The sequence below is a fragment of the Mumia flava genome (genome assembly GCF_002797495.1).
Lineage (GTDB): Bacteria > Actinomycetota > Actinomycetes > Propionibacteriales > Nocardioidaceae > Mumia > Mumia flava.
In genome coordinates this window covers 636717-657248 of sequence record NZ_PGEZ01000001.1, presented here as the reverse complement: position 1 = coordinate 657248, position 20532 = coordinate 636717, and the positions used below count along the sequence as shown (strand labels likewise).

Annotated in this window: 23 protein-coding genes and 2 tRNA genes; 17 read left to right on the top strand and 8 right to left on the bottom strand. The window is 71.7% G+C overall.

Translation table 11 applies throughout. The features are described 5' to 3' along the window. Nucleotides 1-40: 40 nt before the first annotated feature. The 3 genes from pepN to CLV56_RS03100 form a co-directional block, all read right to left on the bottom strand. Nucleotides 41-2581 (bottom strand): aminopeptidase N, encoded by a 2541-nt coding sequence (gene pepN, locus CLV56_RS03110; protein WP_039348562.1) that lies wholly within the window; start codon nucleotides 2579-2581, stop codon nucleotides 41-43. A 194-nt stretch (nucleotides 2582-2775) separates the two neighbouring features. Continuing rightward, nucleotides 2776-3552, bottom strand: coding sequence for an SDR family NAD(P)-dependent oxidoreductase (locus CLV56_RS03105; protein ID WP_039348565.1), 777 nt, complete (start codon nucleotides 3550-3552; stop codon nucleotides 2776-2778). Between the two features lie 41 nt (nucleotides 3553-3593). Then, nucleotides 3594-4736, bottom strand: coding sequence for an acyl-CoA dehydrogenase family protein (locus tag CLV56_RS03100; protein WP_039348568.1), 1143 nt, complete (start codon nucleotides 4734-4736; stop codon nucleotides 3594-3596). 74 nt (nucleotides 4737-4810) lie between these two features. Between CLV56_RS03100 and CLV56_RS03095 the strand changes: the two genes are divergently transcribed. Continuing rightward, nucleotides 4811-5407, top strand: a complete 597-nt coding sequence (locus CLV56_RS03095; RefSeq protein ID WP_039348572.1) for a TetR/AcrR family transcriptional regulator — start codon at nucleotides 4811-4813, stop codon at nucleotides 5405-5407. A gap of 63 nt (nucleotides 5408-5470) precedes the next feature. Here the strand turns inward: CLV56_RS03095 and CLV56_RS03090 are convergent, their stop codons facing one another. Then, the gene (locus CLV56_RS03090; RefSeq protein WP_039348575.1) at nucleotides 5471-6145 is read right to left on the bottom strand and encodes a TetR/AcrR family transcriptional regulator; all 675 of its coding nucleotides are present in this window, start codon (nucleotides 6143-6145) and stop codon (nucleotides 5471-5473) included. Nucleotides 6146-6234: 89 nt separating this feature from the next. Here CLV56_RS03090 and CLV56_RS03085 point away from each other — a divergent pair, with 89 nt between their 5' ends. The 8 genes from CLV56_RS03085 (at nucleotide 6235) to CLV56_RS03050 (ending at nucleotide 12824) form a co-directional block, all read left to right on the top strand. Next, nucleotides 6235-6936 (top strand): NAD(P)-dependent oxidoreductase, encoded by a 702-nt coding sequence (locus CLV56_RS03085; RefSeq protein WP_039348579.1) that lies wholly within the window; start codon nucleotides 6235-6237, stop codon nucleotides 6934-6936. Continuing rightward, nucleotides 6933-7685 (top strand): DUF4386 domain-containing protein, encoded by a 753-nt coding sequence (locus CLV56_RS03080; RefSeq protein WP_039348582.1) that lies wholly within the window; start codon nucleotides 6933-6935, stop codon nucleotides 7683-7685. The genes CLV56_RS03085 and CLV56_RS03080 overlap by 4 nt, the downstream gene beginning before the upstream one ends. An 88-nt stretch (nucleotides 7686-7773) precedes the next feature. Beyond that, entirely contained in the window at nucleotides 7774-8913 is a 1140-nt protein-coding gene (locus CLV56_RS03075) for a glutamate--cysteine ligase (RefSeq protein ID WP_039348585.1), read from the top strand. Between the two features lie 50 nt (nucleotides 8914-8963). Then, a complete protein-coding gene (locus tag CLV56_RS03070) occupies nucleotides 8964-9569 on the top strand; it encodes a mycothiol-dependent nitroreductase Rv2466c family protein (protein WP_039348587.1) in 606 nt (201 codons plus the stop codon). Nucleotides 9570-9619: 50 nt separating this feature from the next. Then, nucleotides 9620-10459 carry an alpha/beta hydrolase gene (locus CLV56_RS03065; RefSeq protein ID WP_100414372.1) on the top strand — a complete coding sequence of 280 codons (840 nt, stop codon included), beginning with the start codon at nucleotides 9620-9622 and terminating at the stop codon, nucleotides 10457-10459. A 108-nt stretch (nucleotides 10460-10567) separates the two neighbouring features. After that, entirely contained in the window at nucleotides 10568-11341 is a 774-nt protein-coding gene (locus tag CLV56_RS03060; protein ID WP_100414371.1) for a sulfotransferase family protein, read from the top strand. 70 nt (nucleotides 11342-11411) lie between these two features. Next, on the top strand, nucleotides 11412-11894 hold the full coding sequence (locus CLV56_RS03055; RefSeq protein ID WP_039348590.1) for a ribose-5-phosphate isomerase: 483 nt from the start codon (nucleotides 11412-11414) through the stop codon (nucleotides 11892-11894). Between the two features lie 3 nt (nucleotides 11895-11897). Next, nucleotides 11898-12824, top strand: coding sequence for an Fpg/Nei family DNA glycosylase (locus CLV56_RS03050; protein WP_100414370.1), 927 nt, complete (start codon nucleotides 11898-11900; stop codon nucleotides 12822-12824). Here the strand turns inward: CLV56_RS03050 and CLV56_RS20480 are convergent. Both CLV56_RS20480 and CLV56_RS03045 read right to left on the bottom strand, forming a co-directional pair. After that, nucleotides 12781-12957 carry a hypothetical protein gene (locus CLV56_RS20480; RefSeq protein ID WP_157805045.1) on the bottom strand — a complete coding sequence of 59 codons (177 nt, stop codon included), beginning with the start codon at nucleotides 12955-12957 and terminating at the stop codon, nucleotides 12781-12783. The genes CLV56_RS03050 and CLV56_RS20480 overlap by 44 nt on opposite strands. Before the next feature lie 221 nt (nucleotides 12958-13178). Beyond that, nucleotides 13179-13252 (bottom strand) — tRNA-Gly (locus CLV56_RS03045). A gap of 162 nt (nucleotides 13253-13414) precedes the next feature. On the opposite strand from CLV56_RS03045, the gene CLV56_RS03040 reads away from it, so the two are divergent. The 8 genes from CLV56_RS03040 to CLV56_RS20475 all read left to right on the top strand — a co-directional run bounded on the left by CLV56_RS03040 (nucleotide 13415) and on the right by CLV56_RS20475 (nucleotide 19285). After that, a tRNA-Pro gene (locus CLV56_RS03040) sits at nucleotides 13415-13488 on the top strand. Between the two features lie 55 nt (nucleotides 13489-13543). Beyond that, entirely contained in the window at nucleotides 13544-14902 is a 1359-nt protein-coding gene (gene tig / locus CLV56_RS03035; protein WP_039348591.1) for a trigger factor, read from the top strand. Between the two features lie 117 nt (nucleotides 14903-15019). Beyond that, complete coding sequence (locus CLV56_RS03030) at nucleotides 15020-15505, top strand: hypothetical protein (protein ID WP_039348593.1); 486 nt, start codon at nucleotides 15020-15022, stop codon at nucleotides 15503-15505. A 94-nt stretch (nucleotides 15506-15599) separates the two neighbouring features. Further along, the gene (locus CLV56_RS03025) at nucleotides 15600-16079 is read left to right on the top strand and encodes an SRPBCC family protein (protein WP_039348595.1); all 480 of its coding nucleotides are present in this window, start codon (nucleotides 15600-15602) and stop codon (nucleotides 16077-16079) included. Nucleotides 16080-16214: 135 nt separating this feature from the next. Then, nucleotides 16215-16805 carry an ATP-dependent Clp protease proteolytic subunit gene (locus tag CLV56_RS03020; protein WP_039348597.1) on the top strand — a complete coding sequence of 197 codons (591 nt, stop codon included), beginning with the start codon at nucleotides 16215-16217 and terminating at the stop codon, nucleotides 16803-16805. A gap of 38 nt (nucleotides 16806-16843) precedes the next feature. Next, nucleotides 16844-17479 (top strand): ATP-dependent Clp protease proteolytic subunit, encoded by a 636-nt coding sequence (locus tag CLV56_RS03015; protein WP_281254181.1) that lies wholly within the window; start codon nucleotides 16844-16846, stop codon nucleotides 17477-17479. A gap of 104 nt (nucleotides 17480-17583) precedes the next feature. Next, nucleotides 17584-18858 carry an ATP-dependent Clp protease ATP-binding subunit ClpX gene (clpX, locus tag CLV56_RS03010; RefSeq protein WP_039348600.1) on the top strand — a complete coding sequence of 425 codons (1275 nt, stop codon included), beginning with the start codon at nucleotides 17584-17586 and terminating at the stop codon, nucleotides 18856-18858. Between the two features lie 148 nt (nucleotides 18859-19006). After that, on the top strand, nucleotides 19007-19285 hold the full coding sequence (locus tag CLV56_RS20475; RefSeq protein WP_039348604.1) for a hypothetical protein: 279 nt from the start codon (nucleotides 19007-19009) through the stop codon (nucleotides 19283-19285). On the opposite strand, the gene CLV56_RS03005 is transcribed toward CLV56_RS20475, so the two are convergent. Together CLV56_RS03005 and CLV56_RS03000 are read right to left on the bottom strand one after the other, a co-directional pair. Further along, the gene (locus CLV56_RS03005; RefSeq protein ID WP_039348609.1) at nucleotides 19212-20117 is read right to left on the bottom strand and encodes a M56 family metallopeptidase; all 906 of its coding nucleotides are present in this window, start codon (nucleotides 20115-20117) and stop codon (nucleotides 19212-19214) included. The genes CLV56_RS20475 and CLV56_RS03005 overlap by 74 nt on opposite strands. Further along, the gene (locus CLV56_RS03000; protein ID WP_100414368.1) at nucleotides 20114-20479 is read right to left on the bottom strand and encodes a BlaI/MecI/CopY family transcriptional regulator; all 366 of its coding nucleotides are present in this window, start codon (nucleotides 20477-20479) and stop codon (nucleotides 20114-20116) included. Before CLV56_RS03000 ends, CLV56_RS03005 begins: the two co-directional genes overlap by 4 nt. Nucleotides 20480-20532 lie beyond the last annotated feature (53 nt).

The window sequence follows — 20532 nt, the reverse complement described above, 5'->3', positions numbered from 1 at the left end:
CGAACCCGCCGGCGCGGGATCTCTCGAGCGGCCGGCGCGTTCAGCCCTGCGCGTCGCGCTCCTGCGCGGCCAGAGCGCGGGCCAGGTCGGCACGCCCTTCGCTGACGTAGCGCCGCGTGGTCGGGTCGATGTCCGCCGTGGCCAGCCACGCGTCGACCGTCGCGAGCGTCTCGGCGCTCGGGTTGGCCCGCGGGAACATCGACTCGAGGATGGTCGACGCGCGCCACACGCCCTTCTCGATCACGGTCTCGGCGGTCTCGAGGTAGCGGGCGACGTACGGTGCGAGCACCTCGGCCTGCCCGCCGACCTGGAACGACGTGGCGATGCTGCGCTGGGTCTCGTTCGGAAGGTCGTCGCGCACGACGACCGCGTCCCACGCCGCGGCCTTCGCGTCGGCGTCCGGGCGGATCGCCCGGGCCCCCGCCGCGTGCTCCTGACCCGCGATCGTCCGGTCCCGCTCGAGCTCGGCGTCGATCTCGGCGTCGCCGTACGCGCCGGTCCGCGCCAGCGCGGTGACGAGCGTCCAGCGCAGGTCCGTGTCGACGGTGAGGCCGTCGAGGACGAGCGACCCGTCGAGCAGCCCGCGCAGCATCGCGACGGCGTCGTCGGATCGCGCCGCCGCGGCGTACCCGCGCGTCAGCGCGAGCTGGTGGTCCGAGCCCGGTACGGCGTCGGTCAGCAGCCGGCGCAGCCCGGTCTCCCAGCGCGAGGCCAGCGCGTCGCGGTGCTGCGGCGCGGCGTACTGCGTGACGGCCGAGAGCCCCTGACGCAGCAGCGACTGCACCGCGGTGAGGTCGGACTCGGTGCCGACCCCGGCCAGGACGATCTCCACGAACGTGCGGGCGCCGACCTCGGCGTCGCGGAGCATGTCCCAGCTCGAGCCCCAGCACAGCGCCCGGGCGAGCGAGGAGTCGATCGTGGCGATCGAGGACCGCAACGTCTCCAGCGACCGGTCGTCGAGCCGGATCTTGGCGTACGTGAGGTCGTCGTCGTTCAGCAGGACGAGGTCCGGCTGGGTCTCGCCGAGGAGCTCGGGGATCGGCGTGGAGGCGCCGGTGATGTCGGTCTCGACGCGGTGCCGGCGGACGAGCCCGTCGGCCGTGCGGTCGTACAGGCCGATCGCGATCCGGTGGCGGCGCAGCGTCGGGTAGTCGGCCGCGGCGGTCTGCTCGACCGCGAACGCGGTGAAACGGCCGTCGGCGTCGACCTGGAAGGCCGGCCGCAGCGTGTTGACGCCGGACGTCTGGAGCCACTCCTGGGCCCACGCGTGCAGATCGCGCCCGGAGGCCTCCTCGAGCTCGGCGAGCAGGTCGGCGAGCTCGGTGTTGCCGTAGGCGTACTTCGTGAAGTAGGCCCGCAACCCGGCGAGGAAGTCCTCCTCGCCGACCCAGGCGACGAGCTGCTTGAGCGTCGAGGCGCCCTTGGCGTAGGTGATGCCGTCGAAGTTGGCCTCGACCGCGTGCAGGTCGTAGTTGTCCGCGGCGATCGGGTGCGTCGAGGGCAGCTGGTCCTGGCGGTACGCCCAGTTCTTGCGCTGGTTCGTGAAGCCGGTCCAGACGCCGGTGTACCGCGTCGCCTTCGCCTCGGCGTAGTGCGACGCCCACTCGGCGAACGACTCGTTCAGCCACAGGTCGTCCCACCACTTCATCGTGACGAGGTCGCCGAACCACATGTGCGCCATCTCGTGCAGGATCGTGTTGGCGCGCGACTCGTAGGCCGCGTGGGTCTGGCGGCTGCGGAAGATGTACTCGTCGCGGAACGTCACCGCGCCGGCGTTCTCCATCGCGCCCATGTTGTACTCCGGCACGAACGCCTGGTCGTACTTCCCGAACGGGTAGCCCATGGCGAACGCGTCCTCGAAGAACGCGAAGCCCTGCTTGGTGACCTCGAGGATCTCGTCGGCGTCGAGGAACTCCCGCAGGGAGCGACGCACGAGGATCGCGAGCGGGATCTCCTCGTAGTCACCCTTGTAGGCGTCGGTGACGACGTCGTACTCACCGGCGACGAGGGCCGTGATGTAGGTCGACATCCGCTTGGTCTCGGCGAACGACCAACGCTCGACGCCCGAGCGGACCTCGGTCGGCTCCGGGGTGGCGGCGTTCGAGATGACGGTCCAGCCGGCCGGGGCGTCGACGGTGAAGGTGAAGGTCGCCTTGAGGTCCGGCTGCTCGAAGGTCGTGTAGACGCGTCGAGCGTCGGGGACCTCGAACTGCGTGTAGAGGTAGACGCGCCCGTCGGCGGGATCGACGAACCGGTGCAGGCCCTCGCCCGTGCGCGAGTACGGCAGTCGCGCGGTGACGCGCAGCTCGTTGTCGGCCTCGAGCCCGTCGAGCGCGAGCCGTTGATCGGCGTACGCGGCGGCGTCGAGCTCCGTGCCGTTCAGCCAGGCGCGGACGTCCCGCCCGTCCACCAGGTCGGCGAACGTCGACGCGCCCGCTTCGCGGCTGGAGAACGTGACCACGGTCGTCGAGGCGAACTCGGTCTCGGAGACCGTGAGGTCCAGCTCGACGGCGTAGTGGCGGACGTCGATCAGCGCGGCGCGCTCGGCGGCCTCGGCGCGCGTCAGGTTCGTTCCAGGCATGCGCCCATCCTTCCACGGCGTCCCAGAACGTGGACTCCACCACCCGTGGGTCGAGGCGCGACCCCTGTGCCCTCCGTCGGTCGAGGCGCGAACCTCTCCGATGGTCGAGGCGCGAGCGGAGCGAGTGATCGAGACCCGTAGGCGTCTCGATCCTCGCTCCGCTCGGCCTCGACGAACGGGATCAGCGGGCTCGCTCAGCGGGGCGCCATGCGCAGGGCGCCGTCCATCCGGATCACCTCGCCGTTGAGGTAGTCGTGCTCGACGATCATCGTGACGAGGTCCGCGAACTCCGACGGCTTCGCGAGCCGCTGCGGGAACGGCACGCCGGCAGCGAGTCCGGCGCGGAACTCGTCCGAGACCGTGGCGAGCATCGGGGTGTCGACGATCCCGGGCGCGATCGCGCAGACCCGGATCCCGTACTGCGCGAGGTCGCGCGCCGCCGGGAGGGTGAGGCCGACGATCCCGCCCTTCGACGACGCGTACGCGGCCTGGCCGACCTGGCCGTCGTACGCCGCGATGGAGGCGGTGTTCACGACCACGCCGCGCTGCCCGTCCGCGTCCGGCTCGGTCCGGGCGATCGCCTCCGAGGCCACCGCGAGCACGTTGAAGGTGCCGACGAGGTTGACCTGGACGACCTTCGCGTACAGGTCGAGGTCGTGGACGCCGCGCCGCGACAGGATCCGAGCCGACGGGCCGATCCCCGCGCAGCTGACGACCGTACGCAGAGGGGCGTCGCCGGAGGCGGCCGCGGTGATGGCGCTGCGGACCGATGCAGCATCGGTGACGTCGGTCGCGACGTAGGTGATGTCGCCGGTCGAGCCGCCCCCGTCGCCGGTCGAGACCTGCTCGATCGCGCCGGCGAGGTCGAGCGCGTACACGGTCGCGCCGCGTGCGGCCAGGGCGGCAGCGGTCGCGGCTCCGAGACCGGAGGCGCCTCCGGTGACGACGGCGGCGGTGGTGGCGAGGTCCATGGGTCTCCTGCTGTTCTGGTCGGGTCGGTCAGCGGGCTCGGTCAGCGGGCGAGGTCGCGGCCGATCACGAGTCGCTGGATCTGGTTGGTCCCCTCGAAGATCTGCATGACCTTCACCTCGCGCATGTAGCGCTCGACGGGGAAGTCCTTCGTGTAGCCGGCGCCGCCGAGCACCTGGACGGCGTCGGTGGTCACCTTCATCGCGTTGTCGGTCGCGACGAGCTTGGCGATCGAGGCCTGGCGCCCGTACGGCCGGCCGGCGTCCTTGAGCCGTGCGGCGGCGAGGTAGGTGGCGCGGGCGGACTCGACCGCGGCCGCCATGTCGGCGAGCACGAACGCGAGGCCCTGGTGGTCGATGATCGGCCGCCCGAACGACTCGCGGTCCTTCGCGTACGCCACGGCGACGTCGAGCGCGCCCTGCGCGACACCGGTGGCGACCGCCGCGATCCCGAGCCGCCCCGCATCGAGCCCGGCGAGCGCGATCGGCAGGCCCTGCCCCTCGTCGCCGAGACGGCGCTCGGCCGGCACCCGCACGTCCTCGAAGAGCATCGTCGCGGTCGTGGAGCCCATCAGCCCCATCTTGTCCTCGGGGTTGTCGGCGCTCAGACCGGGCGTGTCCGCGGGCACCAGGAAGCACGAGATCCCGCGGCCGCCCGCATCCGACGTGCGGGCCATCACCGTGTAGAAGTCGGCCTCGCCGCCGTGGGTGGTCCACGCCTTCGCGCCGTTGATCACGTACTCGTCGCCCTGCCGGACCGCGCGCGTCCGCATGGCCGCGGGGTCGGACCCGGCGTGCGCCTCGGACAGGCAGTACGCACCGAGCAGCTCGCCGCCGAGCATGTCGGGGAGCCACCGCTGCTTCTGCTCCTCGGAGCCCGCGGTGAACAGACCGAAGCACGACAGCGCGTGCACGCTGGTGCCGACCCCGACCGACGCCCACGCGGAGGCGATCTCCTCCAGCACCTGGAGGTACACCTCGTACGGCTGGCCGCCGCCCCCGTACGTCTCGGGGTAGGGGAGCCCGAGCAGGCCCGTACGGCCGAGCGTGCGGAAGACGTCGCGCGGGAAGGTGGCCGTCCGTTCCGCCTCGTCGACGCGTGGACGGAGGTCCTTGTCCACGATCGCGCGGGTCAGCGCGATCAGGTCGGCGGACTCCTCGGTGGGCATCAGGCGTTCGACGGGCATGCGGGCCTCCTGCTCTCGGCCACGACCGGGGATCGGGACTGTACTCATCGTGCTACTCCAGTACAGTAGCCGGTATGCCTCGGCCGCTGCACACCCCCCGACGCTCGCCGCGCCAGGTGGCTCTGCTCGAGGGCCTCGTCGACCTGTTCCTGACCCAGGGCTTCCTGCGGTTCGGGATCGGCGACCTCGCCGAGCGGTTGCGCTGCTCGCGCTCGACGCTCTACGAGATCGCGCCGAGCAAGGAGCAGCTGGTGATCACCGTGGTGCGGGCGTTCTTCCGGCGCTCGACCGAGCGCGTCGAGGCCCGGGTGGAGGCGGAGCGCGACCCCGTACGGCGGATCGGTGCGTACCTCGACGCGATCGCCACCGAGCTCTCCCCGGCGACGCCCGCCTTCTACGCCGACCTGGACGCGTTCGCGCCGGCGCGCGAGGTCTACGCCCAGAACACCGCCGCCGCGGCGCGCCGCGTGAAGCTGCTGGTCGAGTCGGCCGCCGACCCGGCCCGCGCCGTGGACGCCTCGTTCGTCGGCGCGGTGGCGGCCGAGGTGATGGAGTCGATCCAGCGCGGCCAGATGGAGGCGATGACGTCGCTCGACGACGCGCAGGCCTACCGCCGGCTCGCCGACCTGATCGTCGCAGGCGTCACCGGCGCACCCCTTCGCGCTGTGTGACGACAGCCCCGGACCGCTCCGGACGGAACGGGCGCCACGTCACGCAGCGGGGAGGGACGCGGGTCACCACGTCGCGCGGTGGGCGTCGAGCCCGTCGAGCACGACGTCGAGCCCGACCTCGAACTCGTCGGCGAAGGCGTAGCCCGGCCGCAGGGCGTACGCGGTCATCTCCGCCATCGACGGCAGCTCGTCGCGCGGGAAGTCCGCCATGATCGCGGTCGCGAGCGCGGCGAGCTCCTCGGGCGTCTGCCCCGACGGGTCGAACGGGACCGCGTTCTCCTGCAGCGCGAACCCGTACACGTAGCTGTCGAGCAGTGCGTACGCGTGGCCGGCGCCGGCGATCGTGAAGCCGGCGCGGCGCAGGCACCCGAGGACGCGGTCGTGGTGGCGCAGGGTCTCGGGGCCGGGTGAGGTCCTCGACTCCAGCAGTCCGACGGCCCACGGGTGACGCACCAGCACGTGGCGCAGCGAGGAGCAGCGGGCCCGGATGGCCGAGCGCCAGTCGCCGTCGATCGCCGGCGCCTCGACCTCCGCGAACACGGCGTCGACCATCCCGTCGAGGATCGCGTCCTTGTTCGCGACGTGGTGGTACAGCGACATCGCCTCGATCCCGAGCCGGCGTGCGAGTCCTCGCATCGACAGGGCCGCGGTGCCGGACTCGTCCGCGAGCGCGACCGCCTCGCGCAGCACGGTCTCGCGCGTCAGAGGTACGCGTCGGGTCGGGTCCTGCTCGGTCATCGGCTCTCCTCGGTCGGCTCCAGGGCTTGACACCTTACAGCGTAAGGAGCATCCTTACGGTGTAAGGCACCACGAGACGGGGGATTCCCATGCCGAAGAAGATCTGCATCGTCGGGGCGTCGGGCAAGGTGGGCCGGTACATGATCGGCCACGCGCTCGACCGGGGCTACGAGGTCGTCGGCGTCTGCCGCGAGCAGAGCGTCGACAAGCTCGCCGACGTCGCCGACCGGATCACGATCGTCCCCGGCCCCACGGACGACCGGGACGTGATCGCACGTGCCGTCGAGGGCTGCGACGCCGTGCTCGTCGTGCTCGTCCCGTGGGGGATGAAGCACTACGCCTCGGGTACGGCGCAGGCCGTGCTCGACCTCGCACCGACCGACGCGCGGCTGATCTTCTCCTGCGGCTGGCACATCACGCGGGACGGGCAGGACGTGTACAGCTGGAAGGTGCGGTTCCTGGTCGGTGCGATGGGGCGGCTGGCGCCGATCATCCGGGTCGTCGACCTGAACGACCAGGTGGAGGCCGCCCGGCGGATCTTCGCCAGCGACCGGCGCTGGACCGTCGTGCGCGGCAGCGACCTGGAGGAAGGCGAGAGCCAGGGTCTGCCGGTCTGGAGCCGCCACGTCGGCGACCCGGTCCTGGCGAGCAACCTGACGCGCCGGACGGACTTCGCGCTCTTCATGGTCGCGGCGGTCGACGACGAGGAGCTCGTGCACGAGGCGCCCGCGATCGTGGGCCGCCTGACGCCGTCGGCTCGGGCGCACGCGCGGACGGAGGAGACGGCATGACCGCCGTGGCGGCGCCGGCGCGCGACCTGCACGCGCCCGACAACGGTGCGCCCCTCCGTACGAGCGAAGGCGCACGCCGGCGGCTCGCCCGGTTCACCGGCGCCCTCTACCTCCTGCTCGCCGTGCTCGGGATGCTCGGCCCGCTCACGCTCGAGTCGCTGCTCGTGCCCGGTGACGCCGTCGCGACCGCGGACGGCCTCGCGCAGTCCCAGGGACTGTTCGGGCTGAGCCTCGGGGCCTGGATCGGGATCACGGTGATCGACGTGGTCGTCTCGGTCACGCTGCTGGCCGTGCTCGCCCCGCTCGGCGCGGTCCGCGCGCTGCTCTCGTCGGTCTTCCGGCTGGTCTACACCGTGATGATGGCCGCGGGCCTGGTGCACCTGTTCGCCGCGTACGGCGTGGTGGCCGGGACGGCGGCGACCCCCGGGTCCGATGCCGAGGTGCTCGCGTCGCTCGAGACGTTCAGCACGGGCTTCCTGGTGGCGCTGGTGCTGTTCGGCGTCCACCTCGTGCTGCTCGGCGAGCTGCTCCTGCGCTCGCGCGCGGTGCCCCGCGTCCTGGGCGGGCTGCTCGTGGTCGCCGGGATCGGCTACGTCGTCGACTCGCTCGCGTCGCTGCTCGCCCCGTCGTACGGCGGGGTGCTCCCGGTCGTGCTGCTGACGCCCGCCGTCGTCGGGGAGGTGGGCCTGGCACTGTGGCTGCTCGTCCGCGGTGTCGCCCCGCTGCGCACCTCCCTTCGCGCTGCGTGACCCCGGGCTCGTCCTCGGGCGGCCGGATCGGGGTCCACGTCACACGGCGCGAAGCGCACCGCGCGTACGGGCGCGGCAGGATGGGGGCATGGGACTGCCCTTCGCCACGTCGCCGCGCTCGACGGTCGGGATCGAGTGGGAGCTCGCGATCGTCGACGCCGACACCGGCGACCTCCGCCAGGTCGCGCGGCCGGTCCTGGACGCGCTCGCCGGCCCCGACGGCAGCCCGCACCCGCACGTGCACCAGGAGCTGCTCCTCAACACGGTCGAGCTCGTCACCGGCGTGCACGAGACCGTGGCGGGCGCGGCCCGTGACCTCGCGGACAACCTCGCCGAGGTGCGCGACGTGGTCGAGCCGCTCCGTGCGGACCTGATGTGCGCCGGCACCCATCCCTTCGCGCAGTCGGACCACCAGAGGGTCACCGACCAGGAGCGCTACAACACGTTGATCGAGCGGACCCAGTGGTGGGGTCGTCAGATGCTGATCTACGGCGTGCACGTGCACGTCGGGATCGAGGACCGCGCCAAGGTCCTCCCGCTGGTGCGGGCCGTCCTGGCGTACTACGGGCACATGCAGGCGCTCTCGGCGTCGTCGCCGTTCTGGGGCGGCCGCGAGACCGGGTACGCCTCCAACCGGGCGCTGATGTTCCAGCAGCTCCCGACGGCGGGCCTGCCGTTCCGGTTGGACGAGTGGTCGGACCTCGAGCGCTACACCTCCGACATGCTGCACACCGGGGTGATCGACGACTTCTCCGAGATCCGGTGGGACGTCCGGCCGTCACCGCGGTTCGGAACCGTCGAGGTCCGGGTCTGCGACGGGCTGCCGAGCCTCCTGGAGGTCCGGGCGATCGCGGCGTTCACCCAGTGCCTGGTCGAGCACTTCTCGGCCGAGCTCGACGCCGGCCGACCTCTGCCGGACCTGCCGCAGTGGTTCCTCCAGGAGAACAAGTGGCGTTCCGCCCGCTACGGCATGGACGCCATCCTGGTGCTCGACGCCGACGCGAACGAGGACCTCGTGACGACCGACGTGCGGCGGATGCTCGAGGTCCTGGCCCCGGCGGCGGAGCGGCTGAAGTGCTCCGAGGACCTCGCGGCGATCGAGCAGATCCTCGACGCCGGCGCGTCGTACCAGCGACAGCGCGAGGTCGCGCGACGCTCGGGTGGCGACCTGCAGCCGGTCGTCTTCTCCCTCGTGGAGGAAATGCGAGCGGGGCGTCCGTTGTTGTGAGCAACCAGGTGCGCCCCCGCGTACCGGCTGCCCCCGACGAGAGGACGACGATGAGCACGACCGTCGACATGTGGTTCGATCCCGCCTGCCCCTGGGCCTGGATGACGTCGCGCTGGCTGCTCGAGGTCGAGCAGGTCCGTGACGTGAGCGTGGACTTCCACGTGATGAGCCTCGCGGTCCTGAACGAGGACAACGACGAGCTCCCCGAGGAGTACCGCGCGATGCTCGCGCAGGCCTGGGGACCCGTGCGGGTGGCGGTGGCCGCGGCCGCGAAGCACGGCGACCACGTGCTGCGCGACCTCTACACCGCGCTCGGCGACCGCCGGCACCTCCAGGGGCGCGACCTCGACCGCGAGACCGTCACCGAGGCGCTCGTCGAGGTCGGCCTCGAGCCCGAGCTGGGCGACGCGTTCGACTCCGAGGCCTTCGACGACGCGCTGCGCGGGTCGCACCAGCAGGCGATGGACCTGGTCGGCACCGACGTCGGCACGCCGGTGGTCTCGATCGGCGAGGTCGCGTTCTTCGGGCCGGTCGTGAGCCCGGCGCCGAAGGGCGAGGAGGCCGGGAAGCTCTGGGACGGCTGCCTGCTGGTCGCCGGCACGGACGGCTTCTTCGAGCTGAAGCGGACCCGGACGCGCGAGCCGATCCTCACCTGACGGCGGTCCGGCTGCCCTCACCCCGGTCCGGTCGCGGCTAAGGTGCCCCGGTGGACATCGACATCGCGGCCGACCGGGTCGACGACCGCGCGGCGGCCCTCGCCGAGCGGCACCTCGCGCTGGACCTCGAGCACGTACGGGACGTCGACGCCGACGGAGTCGCCTGCCGGCTCTACCGGCCGTACGCGGGGGCGCCCGTCGCGTTGTACGTGCACGGCGGCGGGTGGGTCTTCCACGACCTGGAGACCCACGACCGGTTCTGTCGGCATCTCGCGGACGCGACCGGGTGGGCGCTGCTCGCGGTGGACTACCGGCGCGCGCCCGAGCACCCGTACCCTGCGCCGCTCGACGACGTCGAGACCGCGCTGCGGTGGCTCCGCGGCCACGCGGGCGACCTCGGAGTGGACGCGACCGTGGTCGCCGGCGTGGGCGACTCCTCGGGTGCGAACCTGATCGCCGGGCTGAGCGTGCGCGACCCCCGCGCGCTCGACTTCCAGGTCCTGGTCTACCCGCCCCTGGACGCCCAGGCCGAGACCGAGTCGCGTCGGACCGAGGGGACGGCACAGAACGGGTTCGAGCCGGCCGAGATGGACTGGTACTGGGCGGCGTACGCCCCGACCGCGCAGGCCCGGCACGACCCGGAGGTCTCGCCGCTGCGCGCGGCCGATCTCAGCGGCCAGCCGCCGACGCTGGTGATCACGGCCGAGCACGATCTCCTGCGCGACGAGGGGGAGCAGTACGCAGCGGCGCTGCGCGGCGCCGGGGTCTCCTGCGTCGCCTGGCGCTCACTCGGTACGACCCACGGATTCTGGCGCCGTCCGTGGGAGTTCGCGGAGTCGGTCTCGGCCGTACGGCTGGTCGCCGCGACGCTGGCCGGTCTGCGGCCGTGAGGGCTCGCGGGCGCGGAGGCCTCGCCTGTTAATCTCGGCCATCGGCCGAACTGATCGGACCGCCGTCATCCCATCGCCGCTCGATCGCCGAACGACCGGAGACCGCTCATGCCCCTACCCACCTTCCTGATCGTGGGAGCCCAGAAGTGCGGCACGACGACGCTGGCGGCGACGCTGCGCCAGCACCCGCAGATCACGATGGCCCGGCCGAAGGAGCTGCACTTCTTCGACCGGCGACCCGAGCGAGGGCTCGACTGGTACGCCGAGCAGTTCAAGCCGAACCGCCGCACCAAGCAGTGGGGAGAGGCGACGCCCGCGTACATGTACCTTCCCGAGACCCGCGAGGCGATCCACGAGGCCGTGCCGCAGGCGCGCCTGGTGGTGATCCTGCGTGATCCCGTCAAGCGTGCGTACTCGCACTTCTGGCACACCAAGCGCAAGGGCCGCGAGGACCTGGACTCGTTCGAGGAGGCACTGGCGCTCGAGCCGGAGCGGCTCGCCACGGGGACGATGCGTGAGCGCGCCCAGTACTCCTACGTCGACCGCGGCCACTACGTCGACCAGCTGGAGGCGCTCGCGCGGCTGTACGGCCGCGACCGGCTGCACGTCCTGCTGCTCGACGACCTGATCGCCGACCGGGACACGACCCTCGAGCAGGTGCTGGGGTTCCTCGGCGTCGACGCGTCGAAGGCCGGACAGCTCGAGGAGAAGTGGAAGAACCGCTACCGCGTCGCGGAGAAGCCCGACCAGGCGCCGACGCCGGTCGCGTACCCTCCGCTCGACCCGCAGACCAGGGAGCGGCTCGCGGAGGTCTACGCGCCGTCGAACGAGCGGCTCGCCGCGTGGCTCGGTCGGGATCTGCCCGGGTGGACGCGTCCCTGACCCCGGCGGCGTCCGGGTGCCGGCGCGAGACCCGGCCCGAGCCGGGCGGGACGTGGGAGACAATGGCGGCATGCGCGTTCACATCGGTTGCGACCATGCCGGGTTCGAGCTCAAGAACCACCTCGTCGAGCATCTGAGGGGCCAGGGGCACGACGTCGTCGACCACGGGCCGCAGACCTACGACGCCGAGGACGACTACCCGCCGTTCTGTCTGGCCGCCGGCGAGGCCGTGGTGGCCGAGACGGGCAGCCTCGGCATCGTGATCGGCGGCTCGGGCAACGGCGAGCAGATCGCCGCGAACAAGGTCGACGGCGTACGTGCGGCTCTGGCGTGGTCGGTCGAGACCGCCGAGCTGGCCCGTCAGCACAACGACGCGAACGTCATCGCCGTCGGCGCGCGCATGCACACGACCGACGAGGCGACTGCGCTGGTCGAGAGGTTCCTCGCGACCCCGTTCAGCGGTGCCGAGCGGCACGCGCGCCGGATCTCGCTGCTCACCGCGTACGAGCAGGCGCGTGGCACCGACGTCGCCGTGCACCGCGAGGACTTCTGAGGCGTGCCCGAAGGTCACACGCTCCACCGTCTCGCCCTCGACCTCGACGCCGCGTTCGCCGGTCGGCCGACGCACTCGTCGAGCCCGCAGGGACGGTTCGCCGACGGCGCCGCGCGCATCGACGGGCGGGTGCTGGCCGGGGCCGAGGCGTACGGCAAGCAGCTGTTCGTCGCCTTCGACGGGTTGGCCGAGCAGGTCCGCATCCACCTCGGGCTGATCGGCGGACTGACGATCAGCAGCGGGACGGACCGTCCGGTGGTGGGGGCGGTGCGGTGGCGGCTGGAGTCCGACGAGGCCTGGGCCGACCTGCGCGGGGCGACGGTCTGCACGCTGATCGGCCCGGCGGAGAAGGAGGCGTACGTCGCCGGGCTCGGTCCCGACCCGTTGCGCGGCGACGCCGACCCCGACCGCGCCTGGGCCCGGATCACGCGGTCGCGCCTGACGATCGCCGCGCTGCTGATGGAGCAGGGCGTGCTGGCCGGCGTCGGCAACGTCTACCGCGCCGAGCTGCTCTTCCGGCACGGGCTCGATCCGTTCATGGAGGGTCGGTTCCTGCGGCGCGGGGAGTGGGACGCGCTGTGGGCGGACCTCGTGGCGCTCATGCACGTCGGCGTGGAGCGCAACCGGATCGACACCGTCCGGCCCGAGCACGAGCCGGAGGCGATGGGTCGCGAGCCGCGCCAGGACGACCACGGGGGCGAGGTCTACGTCTACCGCCGTGCGCACCTGCCGTGCTGGGTGTGCGGGACGCCGGTCCGCACCCAGGTGCTGGCGGGCCGGAACCTCTTCTGGTGCCCGCGGTGCCAGCCGCGCAGCCGTCGGCGGGTCCCGGTCACCCGGGCGGCGGCCCGACGGCCCGGGGCGAGGGGAGCGACCGGTCGTACGGTCAGCTCGCGTCCGGAAGCATCCGGGCGGCCAGCATCGCGCTGATCTCCTCGCGCTCGCGACGGGCGGCGGAGAGCTCGTGCGCGCTCCCGAGGGCGTTGGCCGCGGAGATGTCGGCCGAGGCGAAGTGGGACAGTCCGCTGGCGGCGACGTGCCAGGCGAAGACGAGTGCGCGCATCCGACCTCCCGGGTGTGGAGTCGACGCGGCGCCTGGGCCGCCTTCCCTGCCAAGCGGGCCAGGCGCCGCGTTGTGGATGCCGAACCGGCGATGCGTAATCGCGTCGTCGACGTCTTCGACACTAGGAGCGCCAGACAGCCAGGGCGTTAGGCCCGTATGACGGTTTGGTAAACGGTCCGAATCGGACAAGTGAGACGCGCCACGTCGACGCGGTCGAGGAGTGGAGCGGGCGACGGGAATCGAACCCGCGTAATCAGTTTGGAAGACTGAGGCTCTACCATTGAGCTACGCCCGCGCGCCGAGATCCGGGTCTCGCGCGGCCCGGCGACGGCGACCATGATGCCACACCACCCGGTGGGTGTCGTACGGGGACTCCCGTGCGGCGCGGCGCCGATTCGGGGTCGCGCGGCCCCGGCCGCTAGAGTGGATCGGACGTCCGCCTCGCGGAGTCGAGCACCGGGATGTAGCGCAGCTTGGTAGCGCATCCGCTTTGGGAGCGGAGGGTCGCAGGTTCAAATCCTGTCATCCCGACGGTGCCGCCCGAGCGCGGCGGCCAGATGCAGTCACGACCAAGGAGAACGTACTCGTGAAGAGTGCCCAGGAGACACTGAGCCCGACCCGGGTGAAGCTCACCATCGAGGTGCCCTTCGAGGAGCTCGAGCCGCAGCTTCAGAAGGCGTACAAGACCATCGGGTCGCAGATCCAGGTCCCCGGATTCCGTCGCGGCAAGGTGCCCGCGAAGGTCGTGGACCAGCGGGTCGGGCGCGGCGCGATCCTGGACCAGGCGATCAACGACGCGCTGCCGGAGATCTACTCCAAGGCCGTCGCCGAGGCCGAGGTGCAGCCGCTCGGGCAGCCCGAGGTCGACGTGAGCCGCCTCGAGGACGGCGAGCTGGTCGAGTTCACCGTCGAGGTGGACGTCAAGCCCGAGTTCGAGACCCCGGACCTGTCCGGTCTCGAGGTCGAGGTGGCCGACGTCGCGGTCTCCGACGACGACGTCGAGGAGCAGCTCCAGGGCCTGCGCGAGCGGTTCGCGACGCTGACCGAGGTCGACCGCGCCGCTGCCGAGGGCGACTTCGTCACGATCGACCTGTCGGCCAGCAAGGACGGCGAGAAGATCGACGCGGCCCAGGCGAGCGGGATCGTGTACCAGATCGGCAAGAACACCATGCTGGACGGCCTCGACGACGCCGTGACCGGCATGTCGGCCGGCGAGACGACGACGTTCCAGACCAAGCTGGCCGGCGGTGACCTGGTCGGCGAGGAGGTCGACGTCGAGGTGGCGGTCGACGTCGTCAAGGAGCAGGAGCTCCCGGAGCTGGACGACGACTTCGCCCAGACGGCCTCGGAGTTCGACACTGTCGAGGAGCTCAAGGCCGACCTCGCCGAGAAGCTCTCGCGCGGCAAGCGCCTGGAGCAGGCGGCCGAGGCGCGCGACGCCGTGCTCGAGGCCGCCCTGGAGAAGCTGGACGTCCCGATCCCCGACGGCGTCGTCGAGGCCGAGATCGCGAACCGTCGCCAGCAGATCGAGCAGCAGCTCGCGATGGCCGGCATGACGATGGAGGCCTACCTCGACTCCGAGGAGCAGACCATCGACGAGTTCGAGGCCGACCTGGAGAAGCGTGTGCGCGACTCGCTGGTGGCGCAGTTCCTCCTCGACCAGATCGCGGCGGAGTCCGAGATCGGGATCGAGCAGGACGAGCTCACCGAGCACATGATGCGCCGGGCCCAGCAGTCGGGCGAGGATCCCCAGCAGTTCGTCCAGCACATGGTCGAGCACAACCACATCCCCGAGCTGGTCGCCGAGGTCGTCCGCGGCAAGGCGCTGGCCCAGGTCGTCGAGGGCGCGAAGGTCACCGACGCCTCGGGCAACGTCGTCGACGTCGCGAACCTCCGCGGCGACGGCACGTACGGCGAGGACGAGGAGTCCTCCGAGCAGGACTGACCCCCGCGCGTCCCACGACGGCCCCTTCCCGCACCGCGGGTCGGGGCCGTCGTCGTCGGGGCCGCCGACCAGGCGTCTGCCGGGCGCCGGCACGGCGACCGCCCTATCGTGGCGACTGTGGAGGCGCTCGCCGGCTGGCACGACTTCTGCGTCGCCACCGCGGGTGCGACGGCGGCGCTCGCCGGGCTGACCGTGGTGGCGCTGTCGGTCAACATCGGCCAGATCCTGGCGACCCCGACGATCCCCGCACGAGCCGGGAGCGCGCTCGCCGCCCTGGTCGCGGGTGTGGTCGCCGCGTGCGCGGCGCTGGCGCCGGGCCAGCCGCTGTGGGCCCTCGGAGCCGAGATCGGCCTCGTCGCCGTGCCAGGCGTCGCGCTGCAGGTGGTCGCGGTGCGCCGGATCGTCGGATCGGGCGTGGCGCCGGTGCTGGGCGCCACGCAGGTGCTCGTGGGCGCCGTGGCTCCGGTCGCCTACCTGGTCGGCGCGATGCTGCTCCTGCTCGGCCTCGAGGCCGGGTTCGGCGTCGTCGCGGTGGCGATCGTCGCCTCGTTGGCCGCGGGTGTCTTCGTCTCGTGGGTGGCTCTGGTCGAGGTCCTGCGCTGACGCCCTGCCGGAGCGAGGGACCGACGGCGCGTGGCGCGGCCGCCGCGGTCTCGGATACCGTCAGTATGCGAATGCCCCCGGAGGAAGGACTCCCATGACCGCCCCCGCCATCGACCCGTACCTGATCGAGGAGACCATCGAGATCGACGCGCCCGTCCCTGCGGTCTGGGACGTCGTCTCCGACCTGCGCCGGATGGGGGAGTGGAGCCCGCAGTGCCGACGGATGTGGGTCCGGGGCCCGATCGGGGTCGGGACCCGCACGATCAACCTCAATCGCCAGGGATGGAAGGTGTGGCCGACGACGGCGCGGGTCGTCCGGTACGAGCCGCAGACCGCGATCGCCTTCCGGATCACCGAGAACCGCACGGTCTGGACCTTCGAGCTCACCGACCTCGGCGACGGCCGGACCCGGCTGGTCGAGCGCCGGACGGCCCCGCACGGCACCTCGTCGGTCTCCCGCGCCCTGGTCGCGGCCGTGCTGGGCGGCGACGCGGCGTTCCGTGACGAGCTGGCCCAGGGGATCGCCTCGACGCTGGCGCGGGTGCGGACGGAGGCGGAGGGGGCGCGTCGCTGATGCCGCCGACCGCCGCGGCTCCGTCCGCCGGGGCCGGGTTGTGCGCCCGTAGCGAAATCGCCCGGGTTCGCCTCGGGTTCGTCACAGGCCCCCGCTAGGGTCGGAGCCGTGAACAGTGAGACGACGAATCCTCGGATGGCCGGCGAAGCCGGACCGAACGACCTGGACGGGCACATCTACCAGCGCCTCCTCAAGGAGCGGATCGTCTTCCTCGGCTCGGAGGTGCGCGACCAGAACGCCAACGCGATCTGCGCCCAGATGCTCCTGCTGAACGCGGAGGACCCGAAGTCCGACATCCGGCTCTACATCAACTCACCGGGTGGCTCGGTCGACTCCGGCATGGCGATCTACGACACCATGCAGTTCATCTCCAACGACGTGGTGACCGTCGGGATGGGGCTGGCGGCCTCGATGGGGCAGTTCCTGCTCGCCGCCGGCACGCCGGGCAAGCGGTACGCCCTGCCGCACGCGCGCATCATGATGCACCAGCCGTCCGGCGGTCTCGGCGGGTCGGCGTCCGACATCAGGATCCAGGCCGAGCAGAGCCTGATCCTCAAGAAGCAGCTGAACGAGCTCCAGTCGCAGCACACCGGGCAGTCCATCGAGACGATCGAGCTGGACTCCGACCGCGACCGCTGGTTCACCGCCGAGCAGGCGCGCGAGTACGGCTTCATCGATCACGTCGTCGCCCGTGAGGACGCCGTGACGCGAGGTGAGGCCTCGTGACCGCGACCCCCCTTCCCCTCGGGAGCACAGGAGCCGACATGCCGATGCCGCACCAGCAGTTCGCCCCGTCGATGAACTACTACATCCCCCAGTGGGAGGAGCGGACGTCGTACGGCTTCCGCCGCATCGACCCGTACGCGAAGCTGTTCGAGGACCGGATCATCTTCCTCGGCACCCCGATCTCCGACGAGGTCGCGAACGCCGTGATGGCGCAGATGCTGTGCCTGCAGTCCATGGATCCCGACCGCGACATCAGCCTCTACATCAACTCGCCGGGTGGCTCGTTCACCGCGCTGACGGCGATCTACGACACGATGCGCTACCTGAAGCCCGACGTGCAGACGATCTGCCTCGGCCAGGCCGCATCGGCCGCGGCGGTGCTGCTGGCGGCCGGGACGAGCGGCAAGCGCCTCGCCCTCCCCAACAGCCGCATCCTGATCCACCAGCCCTACACCGAGGGCACCTACGGCCAGAGCTCCGACCTGGAGATCACCGCCAACGAGATCCTGCGGATGCGCGAGCTGCTGGAGACGATGATCTCCGAGGCCTCGGGCAAGTCGAAGGACGAGGTGAGCCGTGACGTGGAGCGCGACAAGATCCTGACGGCGGAGCAGGCCGTCGAGTACGGTCTCGTGGACCAGATCCTCGAGACCCTCAAGACCCCTGCGGTCTGACGACAACCGACACACCCCGGCCGGGTCGGCCGCGCATCGGCCCGGCTCGGGGTACGGTCGGAGGGCAATGACGGCCCACGGCCAGCAACGACGGAGGGTGACCGGTGGCACGCATCGACGGCGGTGAGCTGCTGAAGTGCTCGTTCTGCGGGAAGAGCCAGAAGCAGGTCAAGAAGTTGATCGCCGGTCCCGGCGTGTACATCTGCGACGAGTGCATCGACCTCTGCAACGAGATCATCGAGGACGAGCTCCAGGAGACCTCGGAGGTCTCCCTCGAGGAGCTGCCGAAGCCGCGTGAGATCTACGAGTTCCTGAACCAGTACGTCATCGGTCAGGACGCGGCGAAGAAGTCGCTCGCGGTCGCGGTGTACAACCACTACAAGCGGGTGCAGGCGTCGGCGGCCAGCGGGCGGCACAAGGACGACGCCGTCGAGCTCGCGAAGTCCAACATCCTGCTGGTCGGGCCGACCGGGTGCGGCAAGACGTATCTCGCGCAGACGCTCGCGCGGATGCTCAACGTCCCGTTCGCGATCGCCGACGCGACGGCTCTGACGGAGGCCGGCTACGTCGGTGAGGACGTCGAGAACATCCTGCTCAAGCTGATCCAGGCCGCCGACTACGACGTCAAGAAGGCCGAGACGGGGATCATCTACATCGACGAGGTCGACAAGATCGCCCGCAAGTCCGAGAACCCGTCGATCACGCGCGACGTCTCCGGCGAGGGTGTCCAGCAGGCCCTGCTCAAGATCCTCGAGGGCACGACGGCCTCGGTGCCGCCGCAGGGCGGCCGCAAGCACCCGCACCAGGAGTTCATCCAGATCGACACCACGAACATCCTGTTCGTGGTGGGCGGCGCCTTCGCCGGGATCGAGCAGATCATCGAGAGCCGCAGCGGCAAGGTCTCGCTCGGGTTCGACCCGAACCGCGACGAGACCAAGCAGGCCCGCGTCACCGGCGCCGTCTACTCCCAGCTGATGCCCGAGGACCTGCTCAAGTTCGGCCTGATCCCCGAGTTCATCGGTCGGCTCCCGGTGATCGCGACCGTCGACAACCTCGACAAGGCTGCGCTGGTCGAGATCCTGACCCAGCCGCGCAACGCCCTGACGAAGCAGTACGCCCGGCTGTTCCAGCTGGACAACGTCGAGCTGGAGTTCGGGGACGACGCGATCGAGGCGATGGCCGATCTCGCGCTGCTGCGGGGGACGGGCGCGCGGGGTCTGCGCGCGATCATCGAAGAGGTCCTGCTCAACGTGATGTACGAGGTCCCGAGCCGCGACGACGTGGGCAAGGTCGTCGTGAGCAAGGAGACCGTGCTCGACAACGTCAACCCGACGTTGGTTCCGCGACCGGCCGAGCAGCGGCGCGACAAGGCGTCCTGAGCCTCGGGCGAAGGCATCTCGGGCTGGGCGCCGCCACGTCCTGGGTGGGCGTGACCGACGCCACCTCCTCGCGATGGCCGAGTTGAGCCGATCGTGTGAGAGCCTTTGCTCTGTCCATCGATGACCGATCCGGGGGGTTTGTCACACTATGTCCGCAGCAATCGTCATCGTGCCGGTCATGGCCCTGATCGTCGGGGCGGCCGTGCTCGGGCTGCTGGTCCTCGCGTACCCGGGCCAGGGGCGGACCGCGCCGGGGGCGCCGTGGCTCGACGAGGGACTGCGGACCATCGCCGAGCGGATCGGTCTCGTGGAGCGCAACGATGCCGACGGCGGGCCCGGCCGGCCTGCGGAGGTCAGCCGAGGCGGAGCGTCGCAGCAGCAGACGACAGCCACGGGATCGCGAGAGCAGCGGTCGGTCCGATCGTGACCGCGGCGGCCAGCAGGTAGCAGGCGGCGGCCGCTGCGCGGGCCTGCGGAGGGTCTGCGATCCGGAGCAGTCGTCGCTCGAGCACGCCACCCCCGGAGCCGAGCGCTCCTTGCGGGGCGGGACGGCCCCCGACCTTGACCAGAGCCCGCGCGAGCGGCAGCTCTCCGGTGCGCACCCGTGCCCGGTCGTCCGCCAGCATCTCGACCAGCTCGCGGGTCCGGTCGAGCGACGCGTCGCTGCGCAGCAGGCGCGGGAACGCCCGGTGCAGCGCCGAGAATCCCTCGACGACGAGGTCGTGCCGGGCCCGGAGGTGTGAGCGCTCGTGCGCCAGCACGGCCTCGACCTCGGGCTCCTCGAGCGCGCTCAGGGCTCCGCGCGTGATGACCACCCGGGAGTCGAGACCGGGGACGCAGTACGCGATCGGGTCGGAGGCGTCCAGCACGCGGACGCCTCCGTGCGCGGCGTCGGGCGCTCCGAGCAGGTCGACGAGGTGACGGTGGCGCCGACGAGCCGATCGGAGCTCGCGCCCGACCGACCACGCTGCCCAGGTGAGCCGGACACCGACCAGCAGCGTCAGCCCGAGGCAGGCGACGTGCAGCCCCACCCGGAGCAGGCCCGGGTCGGCGACCGGGCGGCCCTCGTGCAGCACCAGCCACCAGGCAGCGGAGAGACCGGCGCCCAGGGTCGCCAGGACGGCGGCGAGCGCCAGGGACTGCCAGAGCACGATCGCCGCGCGGGGTGACCGGTCGGGCCAGCGTGTGCGGGCGAGCGCCGCGGGGACCGGCTGCGCAAGGGCCAGCGCGATCATCGCGAGCATCAGGGGCGTCGTCATCGGTGGCGTGCCTCGATGCGCTCCAGGGCGCGGCGCAGCGCCTCGGCCTCGTCGTCCGTGGCCTGCTCGGCGAAGTGGACCAGGGCGCCGGTCGCGTCGTCGCCGGCCGAGTCCAGGACGGACCTGAGCATCTGCGCGGTCAGCTCGTCGCGGCCGACGGACGCGTGGTACTGGTAGCTGCGGCCGACACGGTCGCGCCCGGCGAAGCCCTTGCCGACGAGTCGGTCGAGGATCGTCGTCACGGTCGTGTACGCGAGGTCGCGATCGCGCAGCGACTCGAGGACCGATCGCCCGGTCATCGGGGTCTCGGCGTCCCACAGCCGGTCCATCACGACGCGCTCGAGCTCTCCCAGGGTGGCCACGGAGCCGATCCTACCGACCCGCTACGACGTCACGTCGTAGCCCCAGGGCCAAT

Excerpts from the sequence above, each read along its gene's own strand:
- pepN (WP_039348562.1), bottom strand. The coding sequence starts at position 2,581 with ATGCCTGGAACGAACCTGACGCGCGCCGAGGCCGCCGAGCGCGCCGCG.
- CLV56_RS03105 (WP_039348565.1), bottom strand. The coding sequence starts at position 3,552 with ATGGACCTCGCCACCACCGCCGCCGTCGTCACCGGAGGCGCCTCCGGT.
- CLV56_RS03100 (WP_039348568.1), bottom strand. The coding sequence starts at position 4,736 with ATGCCCGTCGAACGCCTGATGCCCACCGAGGAGTCCGCCGACCTGATC.
- CLV56_RS03095 (WP_039348572.1), top strand. The coding sequence starts at position 4,811 with ATGCCTCGGCCGCTGCACACCCCCCGACGCTCGCCGCGCCAGGTGGCT.
- CLV56_RS03090 (WP_039348575.1), bottom strand. The coding sequence starts at position 6,145 with ATGACCGAGCAGGACCCGACCCGACGCGTACCTCTGACGCGCGAGACC.
- CLV56_RS03085 (WP_039348579.1), top strand. The coding sequence starts at position 6,235 with ATGCCGAAGAAGATCTGCATCGTCGGGGCGTCGGGCAAGGTGGGCCGG.
- CLV56_RS03080 (WP_039348582.1), top strand. The coding sequence starts at position 6,933 with ATGACCGCCGTGGCGGCGCCGGCGCGCGACCTGCACGCGCCCGACAAC.
- CLV56_RS03075 (WP_039348585.1), top strand. The coding sequence starts at position 7,774 with ATGGGACTGCCCTTCGCCACGTCGCCGCGCTCGACGGTCGGGATCGAG.
- CLV56_RS03070 (WP_039348587.1), top strand. The coding sequence starts at position 8,964 with ATGAGCACGACCGTCGACATGTGGTTCGATCCCGCCTGCCCCTGGGCC.
- CLV56_RS03060 (WP_100414371.1), top strand. The coding sequence starts at position 10,568 with ATGCCCCTACCCACCTTCCTGATCGTGGGAGCCCAGAAGTGCGGCACG.
- CLV56_RS03055 (WP_039348590.1), top strand. The coding sequence starts at position 11,412 with ATGCGCGTTCACATCGGTTGCGACCATGCCGGGTTCGAGCTCAAGAAC.
- CLV56_RS20480 (WP_157805045.1), bottom strand. The coding sequence starts at position 12,957 with ATGCGCGCACTCGTCTTCGCCTGGCACGTCGCCGCCAGCGGACTGTCC.
- CLV56_RS03025 (WP_039348595.1), top strand. The coding sequence starts at position 15,600 with ATGACCGCCCCCGCCATCGACCCGTACCTGATCGAGGAGACCATCGAG.
- CLV56_RS03020 (WP_039348597.1), top strand. The coding sequence starts at position 16,215 with ATGGCCGGCGAAGCCGGACCGAACGACCTGGACGGGCACATCTACCAG.
- CLV56_RS03015 (WP_281254181.1), top strand. The coding sequence starts at position 16,844 with ATGCCGATGCCGCACCAGCAGTTCGCCCCGTCGATGAACTACTACATC.
- CLV56_RS20475 (WP_039348604.1), top strand. The coding sequence starts at position 19,007 with ATGTCCGCAGCAATCGTCATCGTGCCGGTCATGGCCCTGATCGTCGGG.
- CLV56_RS03005 (WP_039348609.1), bottom strand. The coding sequence starts at position 20,117 with ATGACGACGCCCCTGATGCTCGCGATGATCGCGCTGGCCCTTGCGCAG.